At 71.2% G+C, this 17549-nt stretch carries 18 protein-coding genes; 9 read left to right on the top strand and 9 right to left on the bottom strand.

Going from position 1 to position 17549, the window contains the following annotated elements:
- From IG54_RS41005 to IG54_RS0135980, 5 genes are all read left to right on the top strand, one after another.
- On the top strand, positions 1-164 hold a 164-nt coding region (locus IG54_RS41005), incomplete at its 5' end, for a DUF397 domain-containing protein (protein ID WP_078594933.1).
- A 54-nt stretch (positions 165-218) separates the two neighbouring features.
- A complete protein-coding gene (locus IG54_RS0135965; protein ID WP_030794940.1) occupies positions 219-1661 on the top strand; it encodes an MFS transporter in 1443 nt (480 codons plus the stop codon).
- A 147-nt stretch (positions 1662-1808) separates the two neighbouring features.
- Positions 1809-3608, top strand: a complete 1800-nt coding sequence (locus IG54_RS0135970) for a DEAD/DEAH box helicase (RefSeq protein ID WP_030794943.1) — start codon at positions 1809-1811, stop codon at positions 3606-3608.
- Between the two features lie 246 nt (positions 3609-3854).
- The gene (locus IG54_RS0135975) at positions 3855-4496 is read left to right on the top strand and encodes an IclR family transcriptional regulator (protein ID WP_030794946.1); all 642 of its coding nucleotides are present in this window, start codon (positions 3855-3857) and stop codon (positions 4494-4496) included.
- A gap of 171 nt (positions 4497-4667) precedes the next feature.
- A complete protein-coding gene (locus tag IG54_RS0135980) occupies positions 4668-5477 on the top strand; it encodes a S16 family serine protease (protein WP_030794949.1) in 810 nt (269 codons plus the stop codon).
- A gap of 149 nt (positions 5478-5626) precedes the next feature.
- On the opposite strand, the gene IG54_RS0135985 is transcribed toward IG54_RS0135980, so the two are convergent.
- From IG54_RS0135985 to IG54_RS0136010, 6 genes are all read right to left on the bottom strand, one after another.
- On the bottom strand, positions 5627-6223 hold the full coding sequence (locus IG54_RS0135985; protein WP_030794952.1) for a winged helix-turn-helix domain-containing protein: 597 nt from the start codon (positions 6221-6223) through the stop codon (positions 5627-5629).
- A 74-nt stretch (positions 6224-6297) separates the two neighbouring features.
- Positions 6298-7266, bottom strand: a complete 969-nt coding sequence (locus tag IG54_RS0135990; protein WP_030794955.1) for a glycine betaine ABC transporter substrate-binding protein — start codon at positions 7264-7266, stop codon at positions 6298-6300.
- Positions 7263-8066 (bottom strand): ABC transporter permease, encoded by an 804-nt coding sequence (locus tag IG54_RS0135995; protein ID WP_030794958.1) that lies wholly within the window; start codon positions 8064-8066, stop codon positions 7263-7265. Before IG54_RS0135995 ends, IG54_RS0135990 begins: the two co-directional genes overlap by 4 nt.
- Positions 8063-9325: a betaine/proline/choline family ABC transporter ATP-binding protein gene (locus IG54_RS0136000; protein WP_030794961.1), complete on the bottom strand. Its 1263-nt coding sequence runs from the start codon at positions 9323-9325 to the stop codon at positions 8063-8065. Before IG54_RS0136000 ends, IG54_RS0135995 begins: the two co-directional genes overlap by 4 nt.
- On the bottom strand, positions 9318-9965 hold the full coding sequence (locus IG54_RS0136005) for an ABC transporter permease (protein ID WP_030794964.1): 648 nt from the start codon (positions 9963-9965) through the stop codon (positions 9318-9320). The genes IG54_RS0136000 and IG54_RS0136005 overlap by 8 nt, the downstream gene beginning before the upstream one ends.
- A gap of 63 nt (positions 9966-10028) precedes the next feature.
- Positions 10029-10499 carry an Lrp/AsnC family transcriptional regulator gene (locus IG54_RS0136010; protein WP_030794967.1) on the bottom strand — a complete coding sequence of 157 codons (471 nt, stop codon included), beginning with the start codon at positions 10497-10499 and terminating at the stop codon, positions 10029-10031.
- Between the two features lie 121 nt (positions 10500-10620).
- Here IG54_RS0136010 and hppD point away from each other — a divergent pair, with 121 nt between their 5' ends.
- Entirely contained in the window at positions 10621-11778 is a 1158-nt protein-coding gene (gene hppD / locus IG54_RS0136015) for a 4-hydroxyphenylpyruvate dioxygenase (protein WP_030794969.1), read from the top strand.
- A 25-nt stretch (positions 11779-11803) separates the two neighbouring features.
- Here hppD and IG54_RS0136020 read toward each other — a convergent pair whose 3' ends face one another.
- Positions 11804-12361 (bottom strand): quercetin 2,3-dioxygenase, encoded by a 558-nt coding sequence (locus IG54_RS0136020; RefSeq protein ID WP_030794972.1) that lies wholly within the window; start codon positions 12359-12361, stop codon positions 11804-11806.
- An 88-nt stretch (positions 12362-12449) separates the two neighbouring features.
- Between IG54_RS0136020 and IG54_RS0136025 the strand changes: the two genes are divergently transcribed.
- Positions 12450-12881 carry a MarR family winged helix-turn-helix transcriptional regulator gene (locus IG54_RS0136025; RefSeq protein WP_030794975.1) on the top strand — a complete coding sequence of 144 codons (432 nt, stop codon included), beginning with the start codon at positions 12450-12452 and terminating at the stop codon, positions 12879-12881.
- Positions 12882-12938: 57 nt separating this feature from the next.
- Here IG54_RS0136025 and IG54_RS0136030 read toward each other — a convergent pair whose 3' ends face one another.
- On the bottom strand, positions 12939-14507 hold the full coding sequence (locus IG54_RS0136030; protein ID WP_234336474.1) for a tetratricopeptide repeat protein: 1569 nt from the start codon (positions 14505-14507) through the stop codon (positions 12939-12941).
- Positions 14508-14688: 181 nt separating this feature from the next.
- Between IG54_RS0136030 and IG54_RS0136035 the strand changes: the two genes are divergently transcribed.
- Positions 14689-16059 carry an FAD-binding oxidoreductase gene (locus IG54_RS0136035; RefSeq protein ID WP_051820427.1) on the top strand — a complete coding sequence of 457 codons (1371 nt, stop codon included), beginning with the start codon at positions 14689-14691 and terminating at the stop codon, positions 16057-16059.
- Positions 16060-16147: 88 nt separating this feature from the next.
- On the opposite strand, the gene IG54_RS0136040 is transcribed toward IG54_RS0136035, so the two are convergent.
- Entirely contained in the window at positions 16148-16633 is a 486-nt protein-coding gene (locus IG54_RS0136040) for an SsgA family sporulation/cell division regulator (protein ID WP_030794984.1), read from the bottom strand.
- Between the two features lie 266 nt (positions 16634-16899).
- Between IG54_RS0136040 and IG54_RS0136045 the strand changes: the two genes are divergently transcribed.
- On the top strand, positions 16900-17549 hold a 650-nt coding region (locus IG54_RS0136045), incomplete at its 3' end, for a DUF2510 domain-containing protein (RefSeq protein WP_030794985.1).

The following is a 17549-nucleotide window of genomic DNA, read 5'->3' on the forward strand; positions in this document are numbered from 1 at the left end:
GCTACAGCAGCAGCGGAGATGGAAACGACTGCGTAGAAGTCGCCGCCCCCACCCCCCCCCCCATCCACATCCGCGACTCCAAGACCCCCGCCGCCCCCCACCTCACCGTCACCCCCGCCACGTGGTCCCGATTCATCGCGGGCGTACGACCAACGGCCTACTGAACCCCCGCCTCCGGACAGGGGCAACACCGCGCCACGCCTCTTACTCTGAGGCGCATGACCGACACTGGCGTCACTGCCGAGGCCCCCGCCCCGCCCCGCCCGGAGGGCCCCGGCGTCCTGGGGAAGCCCTACCGAGCCCTCAGCATCGGCATCGTCTCCGTCGTCCTCCTGATCGCCTTCGAGGCGACCGCCGTCGGGACCGCGATGCCCGTCGCCGCGCGGGAGCTTGACGGGGTCTCGCTCTACGCCTTCGCGTTCTCGGGGTACTTCACGACCAGCCTCTTCGGGATGGTGCTCAGCGGGCAGTGGGCCGACCGGCGCGGGCCGCTCGGGCCGCTGGCGGGCGGCATCACGCTGTTCGCGGCGGGGCTGCTGCTCAGCGGTACCGCGAGCGTGATGTGGCTGTTCATCGCGGGGCGGGCCGTGCAGGGGCTCGGCGGCGGGCTCGTGATCGTCGCGCTGTACGTCGTCGTCAGCCGGGCCTATCCGGAGCATCTGCGGCCCGCCATCATGGCCGCCTTCGCGGCGAGCTGGGTCGTGCCGTCCGTGGTGGGCCCGCTGGTGTCCGGCACCGTCACCGAACACCTCGGGTGGCGGTGGGTCTTCGTCGGCATCCCCGTCCTCGTCGTCGCGCCGCTCGCCCTCGCGCTGCCCGCGATACGGCGGACCGCCGCCGGGCCCGTCGACGCGTCGGCGCCCGTCGCGGCCTTCGACCGGCGCCGTATCCGCCTCGCGCTCGGCATCTCCTCCGGTGCCGCACTCCTCCAGTACGCGGGTCAGGACCTGCGGTGGTTCTCGCTGCTCCCGGCGGTGCTCGGCGCCGTCGTCCTCGTGCCCGCCGTCCTCGGGCTGCTACCGCGCGGCACCTACCGCGCCGCCCGCGGGCTGCCCTCCGTGGTGCTGCTGCGCGGTGTCGCCGCCGGTTCGTTCATCGCGGCGGAGTCCTTCGTGCCGCTGATGCTCGTCACCCAGCGGGGGCTGAGCCCGACCCTGGCCGGGCTGAGTCTCGCCGTGGGCGGTGCGACCTGGGCGCTCGGCTCGTACGTCCAGTCGCGGCCCCGCATGGAGCCGCACCGGGCGCCCCTCATGGTCGTCGGCATGCTCCTCGTGGCCGCCGCCATCCTCACCGCCCCGGCCGTCCTCATCGAGTCCGTGCCCGTGTGGATCGTCGGGGTCGCCTGGGGCTTCGGCTGCTTCGGCATGGGCATGGTCATCGCCTCCACGAGCGTGCTGCTGCTGCGGCTCTCCCCGCCCGAGGACGCGGGGTCGAACTCGGCCGCCCTCCAGATCTCCGACGGCCTCTCGAACATCCTGCTGCTGGCCGTCGGGGGCGCCGCCTTCGCCGCGCTCGGCGGCGGCACGGTGGGCGCGGGCCACGGGGCGGACGGGGTCTCCGCGTCGCATCCGGCGGCCTTCGTCGCCGTCTTTCTGCCGATGGCGGCGGTCGCCCTTGTGGGAGCCTGGGTGGGGACGCGGCTGAAGGAACGTACTCCGTGAGCGGCCGGTGAGGCGTATGCGCAGGTGGGCGTGTGAGTCCCGTCGCACCCGGCCCGGCCGCCCCCCTGATCTCGCGGGGACGTCAACCCGATCCCGGTAGGGTGGCCCGGTTGTCATACGTGCCGCCGACCCGCGAACCCGGAGACCGTGACTACCACCAGCGCCGCCGCCAACTCCTCCCACCACCTCTCGCCCGCCTTCCCCGGCCGTGCGCCGTGGGGCACCGCCAACAAGCTGCGTGCCTGGCAGCAGGGCGCGATGGAGCGGTACCTCCAGGAGCAGCCGCGAGACTTCCTCGCCGTCGCCACCCCCGGCGCCGGCAAGACGACGTTCGCGCTCACGCTCGCGTCCTGGCTGCTGCACCACCATGTCGTACAGCAGGTCACCGTGGTCGCGCCCACCGAGCACCTGAAGAAGCAGTGGGCGGAGGCGGCCGCTCGTATCGGCATCAAGCTGGACCCGGAGTACAGCGCGGGGCCGCTCAGCAAGGAGTACCACGGCGTCGCCGTGACCTACGCGGGCGTCGGCGTACGCCCGATGCTGCACCGCAACCGCTCCGAGCAGCGCAAGACGCTCGTCATCCTCGACGAGATCCACCACGCCGGTGACTCGAAGTCCTGGGGCGAGGCGTGCCTGGAAGCGTTCGAGCCCGCCACGCGGCGGCTCGCGCTCACCGGTACGCCCTTCCGGTCCGACACCAACCCCATCCCCTTCGTCACGTACGAGGAAGGGAATGACGGCATCCGGCGGTCCTCCGCCGACTACACCTACGGCTACGGCAGCGCGCTCGGCGACGGCGTCGTGCGGCCGGTGATCTTCCTGTCGTACTCGGGCAACATGCGGTGGCGTACGAAGGCGGGGGACGAGATCGCCGCCCGGCTCGGCGAGCCGATGACCAAGGACGCCGTCTCGCAGGCCTGGCGCACCGCGCTCGACCCGCGCGGCGAGTGGATGCCGAACGTGCTCAGGGCCGCGGACAAGCGGCTCACCGAGGTCAGGAAGGCCATCCCCGACGCGGGCGGCCTCGTCATCGCCTCCGACCAGGACTCCGCCCGCGCCTACGCCAAGCTGATCCGCGAGATCACCGGCACCAAGGCGACGGTCGTCCTCTCCGACGACGCCGGGGCCTCCAAGCGCATCGACGACTTCAGCGAGGGCACCGACCGGTGGATGGTCGCCGTCCGCATGGTGTCCGAGGGCGTCGACGTGCCGCGCCTCGCGGTGGGTGTGTACGCGACCACGATCTCGACGCCGCTCTTCTTCGCGCAGGCCGTCGGCCGCTTCGTACGGTCCAGGCGGCGCGGCGAGACCGCGTCCGTCTTTCTGCCGACCGTCCCTGACCTGCTGACCTTCGCCAACGAGATGGAGGTCGAGCGCGACCACGCCCTCGACAAGCCGAAGAAGGAGGGGGAGGAGGACCCCTACGCCGAGTCCGAGCAGGAGATGGACGAGGCGAACAAGGAGCAGGACGAGGACACCGGCGAGCAGGAGCAGTTCTCCTTCGAGGCGCTGGAGTCCGAGGCCGTCTTCGACCGCGTTCTTTTCGACGGCGCCGAGTTCGGCATGCAGGCGCACCCGGGGAGCGAGGAGGAGCAGGACTACCTGGGCATCCCCGGTCTCCTCGAACCCGACCAGGTGCAGATGCTGCTCCAGAAGCGGCAGGCCCGGCAGATCGCGCACAGCAGGAAGAAGCCGGACGAGGAGGCGGACCTGCTTGAGCTGCCCGCCGAGCGGCGGCCCGTGGTCTCCCACAAGGAACTGCTCGGGCTGCGGAAGCAGCTCAACACGATGGTCGGCGCGTACGTCCACCAGAGCGGCAAACCGCACGGCGTGATCCACACCGAGCTGCGCCGCACCTGCGGCGGGCCGCCCAGCGCGGAGGCCACGGCGGGGCAGCTGCGGCAGCGCATCGAGAAGGTGCAGGAATGGGCCACCCGCATGAAGTGACACCCCCCGCGTAACGGGGCAATCGGGGGCGCCGGGGACGTCTCCATGACCGGATTCTGGACGGAGTCTTCCGCTGAGCGGGACGGCCTCGCTACTGTCCCCGCAACGCACACGCCCCGTGGCAGCGCCGCCGCGGAGCGCAGCCGGTGTTCCGACCGGCGGCCTCTGACGCGCGTCGCCACACGGGACCGGCGGCGCAACCGCCGCGTAAAGGGGCCGCCGACCCTCACTTAAGGAGTGGGCGTCGTGACCGCGGAGACATCCCAGACGCTGGATCGAGGACTGCGCGTCCTCAAGCTGCTGGCCGACACCGACCATGGCCTCACGGTCACCGAGCTGTCCAACAAGCTCGGCGTGAACCGCACCGTGGTGTACCGCCTGCTCGCCACGCTCGAACAGCACGCGCTCGTCCGACGCGACCTCGGCGGGCGCGCCCGCGTCGGCCTCGGTGTGCTGCGCCTCGGCCGCCAGGTGCACCCGCTGGTGCGGGAGGCCGCGCTGCCGGCCCTGCGGTCGCTGGCCGAGGACATCGGGGCGACGGCGCATCTGACGCTCGTCGACGGGACGGAGGCCCTCGCCGTCGCGGTGGTGGAGCCGACGTGGACGGACTACCACGTGGCGTACCGCACGGGTTTCCGCCACCCGCTGGACCGGGGCGCCGCCGGGCGCGCCATCCTCGCGGCCCGGCAGAGCCCGGTGACCGACCCCGGGTACGCGCTCACCCACGGCGAGCTGGAGGCCGGGGCGAGCGGGGCCGCGGCGCCCCTGGTCGGGGTGACGGGCATCGAGGGCAGCGTGGGCGTGGTGATGCTGGCCGACTCCGTGCCGGAGAGGGTGGGGCCGCGGGTGGTGGATGCGGCGCGCGAGGTCGCGGACGCGCTGCGCTGAGCTGGGGCGGGGTTTGTCGCCGGCTGCGCCTGGCTCGTCCTCAAGCGCCGGACGGGCTTGATCCCGCCGGCTGCGCCGAGCTTGTCCTCAATCGCCGGACGGGCTGGATATTCCGCGCGCTCGTCCTTGACCGCCGGGCCGGTACCTTTTTCGTCGCGTTAGATTGATCCCGTGGCTTTCTCCTTCCCTCGTTTCACGCGGCCCCAGGCCCTCGCCGTCTGCGCCCTGCCCGTGGTGGCTCTGCTCGCCGTCGCGGCGCTGGCGCCGTTGCCGTTCGCCGTGGCTCAGCCCGGCGGTACGGCGAACGTCCTGGGGAAGCACGAGGGCAAACCGGTGCTCACGATCACCGGCGTGCCCACCCGTGAGCCGAAGGGCGTCCTGCGCATGACGACCATCGTGGCGACGGGGCCGCAGATGGACGTACGGCTCGGTGACGTGGTCGACGGGTGGTTCCGTACCGACCGGGCCGTGATGCCGAAGGACTCCGTCTACCCGACCGGCGACAACGTGAAGGAAGTCCGCGAGCACAACCTCGGCGACATGAAGAAGTCGCAGGACAACGCCACGAAGGCGGCGCTGGCCTATCTGAAGGCCAACGGCTCGGACAACACCGGCAAGGTGAAGGTCCAGGCCGACCTCGGCAAGATCGGCGGCCCCAGCGCGGGCCTGTTCCTCTCGCTCGGCATCATCGACAAGCTGGACGGCGACGGCAGCGGCGGCGATCTCACGGGCGGCCGGGACGTCGCGGGCACCGGCACGATCACCGCCTCCGGCGAGGTGGGCCCGGTCGGCGGAGTGGCCCTGAAGACCAAGGCCGCCCGGCGCGACGGCGCGACGGTCTTCCTGGTGCCGAAGGCCGAGTGCGCGGACGCCGGGGCGGAGCTGCCGAAGGGCCTGCGCCTCGTCCCCGTCACGACGCTGAAGGGAACGGTCGAGGCGCTGCGGGCGCTGAACAAGGGCGGCGCGGTCCCGAGCTGCTGACCAGGCGCAGGCCCAACTCGACGAGGGTCCAGCCGAGTTGAGTACGCAGCCGGGGTCGCCTCCGCCGCGGGGGTGCGGCTCGCCGTAAGTCGGCGGCGCGGTCGTGGTGGAGCCTCAGGTGTATGTCGGGGTGCATGATCCTCCGCCGTTCAGTCGGTGGGGCGCGTCGGAATGAGCTGGGTCTGGATGCGGACAGGGGCCGCTCGTGGGTCGTCCTTGCCGCTCGCCGACTCGCGGTAGCCCTCGATGACCTCGTGGAGCCTGTCCTTCAGCTCGGCGGTCCGTTCGGGGGTCAGGTGCAGCAGGAAGTCGCTCATGTCCGAGGCGGCGATCCACTCCTCGGGCCATTCATGGCGCGTGCCGACCCATGTGGACAGCGCTTCGATGTACAGGGACGCCACCTCGTGGAGGTAGAGCTGGGCGGCCCCGCGCACGGTCGGGTCCGCGTCCCGCAGCAGCGCGTCGTCGAAACTCGTCCCCTGGTGCGCCGCCTGCCACCACCGCTCCCGCCCCTTGCCCCGCTCCGGCGCGTCCTCGACGAACCCGTGCGCCGCCAGCTGCCGCAGGTGGTAGCTGGTCGCCCCGCTCGACTCGCCGAGCCGGACGCCCAGTTGGGAGGCGGTGGCGGGGCCGTCACGCCGCAGCGAACCCAGCAGGCGGATCCGCAGCGGATGAGCGAGCCCGCGCAGAGAGCGGGCGTCCAGCGTGACCTGCTTGTGCGCCTTGGGTGCCTGGGGTGCTGTCATAACCGTCAGCGTAGGCATGCAAAGACTCCGTTGCAACGGTTTTTGCAACGGAGTCTTTGCAACTTCCGGGAGGTCTACTCCCTCACGAACCCCTCCTGGAGCAGCCACTCCTTCGCCACCGCGTGCGGATCCTGGCCCTCCACGTCCACCTTGGAGTTGAGGTCCCGCGCCACCGTGTTGTTCAGCTTCCTGGTGATGGGGGCCAGCACCTCCGCCATCTTGGGGTGTTTCTCAAGGGACTTGCTGTTGATCTCGGGCGCCGCGTTGTAATTGGGGAAGAAGCGCTTGTCGTCCTCCATCGTCGTCAGGTCCATCGCCTTGATGCGGCCGTCGGTGGTGAAGACCTCGCCGTAGGTGCACGTCCCCTTGGACGCCTGCGTGTAGATGATGCCGGTGTCCATCTTGGTGATGTTGGCGGACGGGACGCTCATCCCGTACTCCTTCTGCATGCCGGGCAGCCCGTCCTCGCGGGACGAGAACTCGCTCTCCACGCAGAGCGTGACCGCCTTCGGGTCGGACTTGGCGAGGGACGCCACGTCCGAGAGCGTCTTCGTCTTGTACTTCGCCGCGTTCCGGCCGTTCATCGCCAGCGCGTACGTATTGTTGAGCGTGGCCGGCTCCAGCCAGGTGATGCCGTTCTCCAGGTCCGCGTCCCGCACCGCCCGCCACTGCTTCCGGGGGTCGTCGATGGGCTCGGTGTTGCCCTGGTACGTGATCCAGGCCGTGCCCGTGTACTCGTACATGGCGTCCGCGTCACCGCCCTTGACGGCCTCGCGCGCGCCGATCGAACCCTGGATGCCCGTGCGGTCGAGGACGTCCGCGCCCGCCGCCTGGAAGGCGATGCCCATGATCGCGCCGAGGATCAGCTGCTCGGTGAACTCCTTGGAGGTGACCGTGAGATCGGCACCCTTGAGGGGCAGGCCCTTGCCGACGGTGCCGGGCTTCACGTCGTCCACCATGGGGCTGCCGCTGGTGAGACCGCAGCTCACCAGCAGGGCCCCCGCCATCACGGCGAGCGCACCCGTACGCCACGTAACCCTCATGACCGCACCTCCAACCCCCGTGGACGCAGCACCAGTTCGGCCAGCGAGGCCAGCCAGTCCACCAGCAGCGCGAGCGCGATCGTCAGGATCGAGCCGAGCATCAGGACCGGCATGCGCTGGTTGGTCATCCCCGTCGTGATCAGGTCGCCGAGGCCGCCGCCCCCGCCGAAGGTGGCGAGGGTGGCCGTGCCGACGTTCAGGACGAGGGCCGTGCGGACGCCCGCGAGGATCAGCGGCACGGCGAGGGGGAGTTCGACCCTGCCGAGGACGCCCAGCGGGGACATGCCGATGCCGCGCGCCGCTTCGAGCAGCGTCGGGTCGTTCGCCTTCAGGCCCGCGATCGTGTTGGACAGCACCGGCAGCACGGCGTAGACGATGATGCCGATCAGGGCCGCCTTCTCGCCGATGCCCAGCCAGATCACCAGCAGGGCGAGGAGGCCGATCGCGGGCGTCGCCTGGCCGATGTTGGCCAGGGCCATCGCGGCGGGCGCCGCCCTGCGCAGCTTCCCCCGGGTCAGCAGGATGCCGAGCGGAATGGCGATGATCAGCACGAAGAAGGTGGAGATCGCGGTGAGTTCGATGTGCTGGCGCAGCCTCAGCCACACGTTTCCGTTCGCCAGCGCGTTCTTGGAGATCGAGTCCAGCTCGGTCTGCTGGAACCACCACCAGGTGAGCAGCAGGACCACCGCGAGCACGGCGGGCAGGAACGTCACCTTCTGCCAGGTGACCCTGCGCGGCTGCCGGTCCGGCTCCCGGGGCGGCGGGTCCTCCCCCTCGGGGCGGCGCTCGTCGGCACTCATGCCTTCGCCGCCCCTCCGAGGTCCCCGTGGCCCGCGCCCTCCTGCTCCTCGTGGGTCAGCCGGGCCCGCTGCTCCTCCAGTTCGTGCTGGTGCTCGACGGCATCGAGGCGGTCGGCCTCCAGCATCTCGTGCACGGAGTTCATCAGCGTCTCCATGTCGACGACGCCCGTGTACTCGCCGCGCCGCCCGGTCACCGCGACCCGGCCCGCGTTGTCCGTCAGGACCGCCTCCAGCGCGTCGCGCAGCGTGGCGTCGCGGGTCACCGTGTCGTGGACGAGGGTGCCCGCGCGGGCCAGGGAGCCCTTGGCGCGCATCAGATCGCCGCGGCGCAGCCACTTGTAGGGGCGGCCGCGCTTGTCGAGCAGGAGCAGTTCGTTCACGCCGCTCACACGCAGCTTGTCGAAGATCGTCTGGAGTGGGTCGTCGACGGTCACCGTCGGGATGTCGGCGATCTCCACATCGCGTACGCGCGTGAGGTTGAGGCGCTTGAGGGCCGCCCCCGCGCCCACGAAGCCGGACACGAAGTCGTCGGCGGGGTTGGTGAGGATCGCCTCGGGGGTGTCGAACTGCGCGATGTGCGAGCGCTCCCGCAGGACGGCGATGCGGTCGCCGAGCTTGATGGCCTCGTCGAAGTCGTGCGTGACGAAGACGATCGTCTTGTGCAGCTCGTGCTGGAGCCGGATCAGCTCGTCCTGGAGGTGGTCGCGGGTGATCGGGTCGACCGCGCCGAACGGCTCGTCCATCAGGAGGACGGGCGGGTCCGCCGCCAACGCCCTGGCCACCCCCACCCGTTGCTGCTGGCCGCCCGAGAGCTGGCGCGGATAGCGGCCGTGGAACTCGCCCGGGTCGAGGCCGACCAGGTCGAGCATCTCCTCCACCCGCGAGGCGATCCGCGCCTTCCCCCAGCCGATCATCTTCGGTACGAGGGCGATGTTCTGCGCGACCGTCATGTGCGGGAAGAGACCGGACGACTGGATCGCGTACCCGACCTTGCGGCGCAGCTTCACCGGGTCGATGTCGGTGACGTCCTCGCCGTCGATGCGGATGCGGCCGCTCGTCGGCTCGATGAGGCGGTTGATCATCTTCAGGGTCGTCGACTTACCGCAGCCGGACGGGCCGACGAAGATGACGGTCTCGCCCGCCTTGATCTCCATGCTGACGCTGTCCACGGCCGGCTCGGGGCTGCCCGGGTAGCGCTTGGTCAGGTTGTCCAGCTCGATCGTGGCCCCGGAGGTGGCGGCGGCGGTGGTCTCAGACACGGATACCCCTTGAGATCGTCAGCCGGCCGATCAGGACGTACGCGGCGTCGAAGAGCAGCGCCAGGATGATGATGCCCAGCGTGCCCGCGAGCACCTGGTTGAGCGCGTTCTTGCTGCCGAGCGAGCCGATGCCGCGGAAGATCTCGTTGCCGAGGCCCGGCCCCGACGCGTACGCGGCGATGGCGGCGATGCCCATCAGCATCTGGGTGGAGACCCGGATGCCGGTCAGGATCGGCGGCCAGGCGATCGGCAGCTCCACCTTGAGGAGCCGGGCGACCCTGGACATCCCGATGCCCTTCGCCGCGTCGACGAGCGAGGGGTCGACGCCGCGCAGGCCGACGATGGCGTTGCGCACGATCGGGAGCAGGCCGTAGAGGGTCAGCGCGATGACGGTCGGCGCGACACCGAGCCCGACGACCGGGATCAGCAGACCGATCATGGCGAGCGAGGGGATGGTGAGGATGGTGGAGGTGGCGGTCGTGGCGAGATTGCCCGCCCACTCGCTGCGGTAGGTGAGGACGCCGATCAGCACGCCGATGAGGGTCGCCACGACCATGCACTGGAAGACGGCGCTCGCGTGCTGGTACGCGTCCGTCAGCAACTGTTGGTGCCGGTTGCCGAGGTAGTCCCAGAAGTTCACTGAAGTGCTCACCTCGCCTTTCCCGGAGCGCCTCGCCCGGCGAAGCGCTCAGGGGTCGTCGACTCAGGGGTCTTCGGACGCCTGCTCCACGAGCGGGATGATCCGCAGCGGAACGGGGTTCTCCATGACGATCGCCGTGGAAGCCCGGACGATGCCATCAAAACCCACGACGCGGTCGATCACACGTTGGAGATCGGCGTTCGACCGGGCCACGAGGCGGCAGAGCATATCGCCGTGGCCCGTGATGGTGTGCAGTTCGAGCACCTCGGCGACGGTCGCCAAATGGGCCCGTACGTCCGCGCCCTGGCCCTGCTTGATCTCCAGCGTCGCGAACGCGGTGACGGGGTAGCCGAGCGCCGCCGGATCGACCTCCGGGCCGAAGCCGCGGATGACTCCATTGGACTGAAGCCGGTCCATCCGCGCCTGCACCGTGCCGCGCGCGACACCGAGCCTGCGGGACGCCTCAAGAACCCCGATACGCGGCTCCCGCGCCAGGAGCACGATGAGCCTGCCGTCCAGATGATCGATCGCCATACGCCCTCCGGGGTGGTCATCATGTACAGATAGCCCGGCCATCCTGGCCTGGTGCTGGGCAGTTTGACCACTGAAAACGCGAACTATTGCGCACCTTGTCAATCGGCGGGAGCCTCAGCACATGGCAGCTACTTCGACGAACCCCACCCACACGGCCCCCCACACCGCGCGCGAGGCAGACCCCTTCCCGGTCAAGGGAATGGACGCGGTCGTCTTCGCCGTGGGCAACGCCAAGCAGGCCGCGCACTACTACTCCACCGCCTTCGGCATGAAGCTCGTGGCGTACTCCGGACCGGAGAACGGCAGCCGCGAGACCGCCAGTTACGTGCTGACGAACGGCGCCGCCCGCTTCGTCCTCACCTCCGTCATCAAGGCCTCCACGGAACGGGGCGAGTTCCTCGCCTCCCACGTGGCCGAGCACGGGGACGGCGTCGTCGACCTCGCCATCGAGGTGCCGGACGCGCGCGCCGCGTACGCCTACGCCGTCGAGCACGGCGCGCGCGGCATCACCGAGCCGTACGAGGAGAAGGACGAGAACGGCACGGTCGTCCTCGCCGCCATCGCCACCTACGGCAAGACCCGCCACACGCTGGTGGAGCGCACCGACTACGACGGTCCTTATCTGCCCGGTTTCGTCGCCGCGAAGCCCCTCGTCGAGCCCCCCGCCAAGCGGACCTTCCAGGCGATCGACCACTGCGTCGGCAACGTGGAACTCGGCAGGATGAACGAGTGGGTCGCCTTCTACAACAAGGTCATGGGCTTCACGAACATGAAGGAGTTCGTGGGCGACGACATCGCGACCGAGTACAGCGCGCTGATGTCGAAGGTGGTGGCCGACGGGACGCTGAAGGTCAAGTTCCCTATCAACGAGCCCGCCATCGCCAAGAAGAAGTCGCAGATCGACGAGTACCTGGAGTTCTACGGCGGCGCGGGCGTCCAGCACATCGCGCTCGCCACGAACGACATCGTCGAGTCCGTGCGCACGATGCGCGCGGCGGGCGTGCAGTTCCTGGACACCCCGGACTCGTACTACGACACCCTCGGCGAGTGGGCCGGTGAGACCCGGGTGCCCGTGGAGACCCTGCGCGAGCTGAAGATCCTCGTCGACCGCGACGAGGACGGCTATCTGCTCCAGATCTTCACCAAGCCGGTCCAGGACCGGCCGACCGTGTTCTTCGAGATGATCGAGCGGCACGGGTCGATGGGCTTCGGCAAGGGCAACTTCAAGGCGCTGTTCGAGGCGATCGAGCGGGAGCAGGAGAAGCGGGGCAACCTGTAAGCGGGCGATCGGGCGGCTTGTGGGGTCACCGGGTGCGCCACTGATGGTCGGGCAGGAAGTTCACGTCGTACCGCTCGGGGACCGTGCCGAACTTGCGGGGTTCGGGGATCAGCGGCCGGTGCGGCAGGCCGTGCGCCTGCGTGGGCGCGCCGAGGTTCTCGAAGAACCGCTCGAAGGTGCCGCCGGGGCCCGCTGCGACGCCGACGACCTGGCTGTGGTGGCGCTCCATGCGGTAGGCGTGCGTGCAGTTCTTCGGTACGAAGCCGAAGTCGCCGGGGGTGAGCAGCTTCTCCTGCTGGAGGCCCTCGGTGTCCTCGACGAACAGGCGGACGGCGCCCTGGGTGACGTAGAAGACCTCGTGGGTGTCGGCGTGCACGTGGGCGGGGATGAGGTCGCCCTTGGGGCCCTCCACGGTGAAGAAGTTGAAGGTGTTCTCGGTCTGCTCGCCGCCCGCGTAGACGGTGATCAGATCGCCGAACAGATGGGCGCGGTCCCCCTCGCCCTTTTCGATGAAGTAGGGCTTGCCCGGCTCCGCGGGGATGCGGGAGGCGGGGCGGTACCGCGTGGCGTACTCGATGGTCATGGCTGCTCCTCGGGGCGACAGGAATGTCAGGTAGCCTGACATTACCGAGGGCCGGCGAGCAAGCCGGTGAGCACAGCAGCGAGGAAGAATGCCGTCCGACCAGCGCGACCTGACCCAACTCCTCGGCGAGGCCCGCCGCTGGTTCGAGGAAGGACTCTTCGCGGCCATGGCCGCGGCCGGGGAGACCCCGGTCTCCCCGACGCAGGTGCAGCTCTGCTCCGTACTGGACGACGAGGGCACCACCGTCTCCGAACTGGCGCGGCGCATGGGCGTCACCCGCCAGACCGCCCACCAGGCCGTGCACGGCCTGGTGGGCGCCGGCATCCTCGAACAGGTCCCGGACCCCGCGTCCGCCCGGCAGCGGCTCATCCGGCGCACCCCCGAGGGCGAGCGCGCCCACCGCCGGGCCAGGGCGGCCATCGCCCGCCTGGAGGAACAGCTCGCCGAACGCATCGGCGAGGAGCTGGTCGGTGCCCTGCGCACGGCCCTGGAGACACCGTGGGGCCCGGTCCCGCGCTGAACGCCTACTCCGGATGGTCGATCTGGGGGCTCGCGCCGTCACCAGCGGCGCGGGCTCTCAGCTCCCCGGTGACGCCGTGCGCGCCGGGGCGGTCCGCGTGGACTGCCGGGGCGTGCTCGGTGTGCCGCGGCGCGTCGTCGACCGGCGCGGCGTGACCTGGCGCGACGAGTAACCGGGAGGCGTCACCCGGCGCGGGCTCGTCCACGCCGCCGCCGGGGCCGGGGCGGGCTCCACCGGCGCATACATCTGCTCGGGCCCGCCCTCCGGCGGCTCGCCCAGCGCCTCCATGGCCCGCTTCGCCTCGCGCACGGCCAGCGGCGAGAAGTAGGGGTTGATCCGCAGGGCCTCCCCGATGTGCCGCCGCGCCGCCCCGTACCAGCCGAGCTGCCGCTCGATCTCCCCCCGGTGGTAGGCGAACAGCGCGCTGCGCGGACCGTCCTTCATCGCCTTCGTCACCAGCTTCAGGCCCGCCTCACCGTCCCCGGAGAGGTGCAGCGCCCAGCCCAGCGCGTCCGCCGTCTGCGGATTGCCGTGCCGCTTGTACTCCGCCCTCAGCCGCTCCACCGCCGCCTCGGGGTCACCGTGGTCCGCCTCGAACAGACCGAGGACCCGTTCGTTGTTCACGCCGCCCGCGCTCTCCTGCTTCACCCGCGCCCGCAGCATGTCGTACTGGGCGCGCGCCGCCGGGCGCAGCTTCAGCGACTCGTACAGCTCGCCCAGCTCCAGGGCGTACTCGGGCAGCGGCTGCCTGGCCAGCGCCGAGCGGTAGGCGTGCAGCGACTCCGAGGTGCGGCCGAGAGCGGCGAGCGCGCGGCCCTTGCCCGCCAGCGAGGGGTGGTGGTCGGGGTCGGCGTCGAGGGCCGCCTCGTAGTAGCGCAGCGCCTGGGCGGGCTCGCCCCGCTCCCACGCCAGCTCCCCGACGCGGTGCAGGCCCGCGGCCTTCTCCGCGCGGGTCCGAGCGAGTGCCGCCGCGTCGGTGAGGGCCGCGTTGGCGTCCTCGCGCCACCCGCGGTCGCGGTACACCTGCCCCGTACGCGTCTTGACCGCCGGGGCCGGGCCGAGCTTCTGGAGGGACGCCAGGGCCTTGCCGACGGCCTTGGCGTCACCGAGGCCGGTGTAGGCGTCGATCAGCGCGGGATACACCGTCCACCGCTTCGGCGCCTGCTTGGCCGCCTGCTCGCCCCAGGCGCGGGCCGCGCGGAAGTCGTGCCGGACGTTCGCCAGGGCGGCCAGCCCCGTCAGGGCCTCCGGATTGCCCCGGGGCCTCGCCCTCAGCGACGTACGCAGCGCCTGCTCGGCCTTCGGGTAGTACGCGAAGTCGGCGGTGCGCGCGCCGCGCGCCACATAGGCCGAGCCGAGCACCGCCCAGGAGTGGTCGTCGCCCGGGTGCGCCCGCAGATGCGCCTCGCGCTCCCCGATGAGCGCCGCCAGATCCGGCAGCGCGGCCGGCGCCCCCGCCCCCACGGCCGCCATCGCACGCCCCGCGGGCCCGAGCGCGGGCGGCCTCCCGTCCCCCCGGTCCATCGGCACCAGCACATACGCGGCACCGGCCACCGCCGCCCCCACGACGGAGGCGACCAGCGCCCGCTTCACCGAACGCCGTACGGGGGATTTGTGCGGCCCCATCGGGGATCCGTAGGACCCCATCTGGGACCTGTAGGACCCCATGGGGGGCCCGTAGGACTTCGCGGAGGACCTGTAACGCTTCATACCGCTCACTGTGCGTCAATACGAAGAGCACATCCCGGCACGGGCCGGGCGTCGTACACGGGTTCACACCGATGGCCCCGGGTGCGAGGCTGTGATCATGAGCCGCACCCTCATCGAACTCCTCCACGAGGGCCTCCCCGCCGAGGCGGTCCTCACGGATCCCGACGTCACGTCCGCGTACTCCCACGACATGGCGAGCTTCTGCGAGGCGGGCGTGCCCGCCGTCGTGGTGCTGCCCCGCACCGTCGAGCAGGTCCAGCACGTGATGCGCACCGCCACCGAGCTGCGCGTCCCCGTGGTGCCGCAGGGCGCCCGCACCGGCCTGTCCGGCGCCGCGAACGCCACCGAGGGCTGCGTCGTGCTGTCCCTCGTCAAGATGGACCGCATCCTGGAGATCAGCCCCGTCGACCGGATCGCGGTCGTCGAGCCGGGCGTCGTCAACGCCACGCTCTCCCGCGCGGTCGGCGAGCACGGCCTGTACTACCCACCGGATCCCTCCAGTTGGGAGATGTGCACCATCGGCGGGAACATCGGCACCGCCTCCGGGGGCCTGTGCTGCGTGAAGTACGGGGTCACCGCGGAGTACGTCCTCGGGCTCGACGTCGTCCTCGCCGACGGGCGGCTCATGAGCACCGGCCGGCGCACGGCCAAGGGGGTCGCGGGCTACGACCTCACGCGCCTGTTCGTCGGCTCGGAGGGCAGCCTCGGCATCGTCGTCCGCGCCGTCCTCGCGCTCCGGCCCAAGCCGCCCCAACAGCTCGTCCTCGCCGCCGAGTTCGCGTCGAGCAAGGACGCCTGCGACGCCGTATGCAGGATCATGGAGGGCGGTCACGTCCCGTCGCTGCTCGAACTGATGGACCGTACGACCGTGAAGGCCGTGAACGCGCTGGCGAACATGGGTCTGCCCGAGACCACCGAGGCCCTGCTGCTCGCCGCCTTCGACACCCCCGGCCCGGCGGCCGACCTCGCCGCCGTCGGCGCTCTCTGCGAGGCCGCGGGCGCCACCCAGGTCGTCCCGGCCGAGGACGCCGCCGAGTCCGAACTCCTGCTCCAGGCACGGCGGTTGTCGCTCACCGCGCTCGAAGCCGTCAAGGGCACCACGATGATCGACGACGTGTGCGTCCCGCGCTCGAAGCTCGCGGACATGCTCGACGGGGTCGAGCGCATCGGCGAGAAGTACGGGCTGACCATCGGGGTCTGCGCGCACGCGGGCGACGGCAACACGCATCCGACCGTCTGCTTCGACGCGGCGGACCCCGACGAGGCCCGGCGCGCCCGCGAGTCCTTCGACGAGATCATGGCCCTCGGTCTGGAACTCGGCGGCACCATCACCGGCGAGCACGGTGTCGGCGTCCTCAAGAAGGAGTGGCTGGCGCGCGAGATCGGCCCGGTGGGGATGGAGATGCAGCGGGCCGTCAAGGCGGCCTTCGACCCCCACTCGCTCCTCAACCCGGGCAAGTTGTTCTGACCCTCCCGCCCCTTCTGGCCCGTCCGACCCTTCTGCCCTTTACGACTCTTCCGGCTGTTCTCCGCGGCTGCCCCCGTGGCGGCGCGGCTCACTCACCGTCCTTGGACTCGTCCGAGGGCCACGGGTCGCGCAGCCACAGCTCGTCGCCGCCGAAACGGCCCGCGGCGGGGGCGAGCAGCTCGGCGAGGCCGTCGTCGATGCCGAGCTGCTCGGGCTCAGAACCCGGAGGGACCACCCGCAGGGTCCGCTCCAGCCAGGCGGACACCGCGGCGGCCGGCGCCTCCAGGAGGGCGTCGCCGTCCGGTGAACTGAGCGCCATCAGGACGACGCCGCGGCCGTCCACCTTCGTCGGCCAGACCCGCACATCACCGTGACCGCACGGCCTGAACACCCCCTCGACCAGCAGCTCCCGGGCGAACGTCCAGTGCACGGGGTGCGCCGAGCCGATGTGGAAGGCGATGTGGACGGCGTAGGGATCGGCGGTGCGGTAGGTGAGTCGGGCCGGGACGGGGACGACCCGTTCCGGCGAGAGGATCAGCTTCAGCTCAAGCTCGCGTTCCACCACGGAGTGCATGTCGGTGTGCTTCCTTCCTCGTAGGGGTCCTGGGAGCGGACCCGTACGAGTGGAGAGCGCGGGATCCCCGGAGCATTACGCGGGTTCGGGAAACTTTCTCCGGGCGGCGTCGAAGAGGTGACCGGCGGGGGCGTGGGGTTCGCGGGGAAAGTGTGGGGAGCGTGCCCGGAAAGTGGTCCGAAGGGCGGGAGCCGCCCGGTGGCACATGGAGGTCTGATAGATGTGGACCCCTCAAAAAGCCCCCGAGCAGATACGGGACGACGGACATGAGCGCCCCAACTCCGGCCCCAGGCGACGACAGGCCCCGCGAAGGCTATTACCCCGACCCGTCCATTCCCGGATATGTCCGGTACTGGAACGGCGCCGCCTGGGTGCCCGGTACGAGCCGTCCCGCGCCGTCCGACGGCGAACCGCTGCCCGCTCCTCCCGGCGTGAGTGCGGGCGCCGTGGTGGCGCCTCCCGTGGAGGAGACCGGGCCGCACTTCTTCGACGAGGAGCCGGTGGCGGGCGCCGCCCCGGCGGGATCCGCGGTGGACCAGCACGGCGCCAGGCCCGAGCCCGCCTCCGCCTGGCAGGCCGACGCGGGCCGCCAGACCGGCCTCGGCGGGGAGCAGGAGCGACGGATCTCGTGGGGCGCCCCGGGGCAGACCGACCCGCGCGTGCCGAGCGAGAACGCCGCGCCGCGAGCGGAGGTGGCGGCCCCCGAGCAGCAGGCCTCGCCCGAACCGCCGCGGGACGAGAGCAACCCCGGCACGGTCACGATCCGCGCCATCAAGCCGGGCACACCGAATCCGGCCGCGGCCGAGGGAACGGTGACGTTCCGCCGCCCGACGGGCCCGGTCACGCCGGTCGCCGGGGGTGGGGGTGCGGGGGCAGCTGGGGCTGCGGGGTCTGCCGGGGCTGCGGGGTCCGGGTC

Source organism: Streptomyces sp. NRRL S-920, assembly GCF_000717945.1.
Lineage (GTDB): Bacteria > Actinomycetota > Actinomycetes > Streptomycetales > Streptomycetaceae > Streptomyces > Streptomyces alboniger.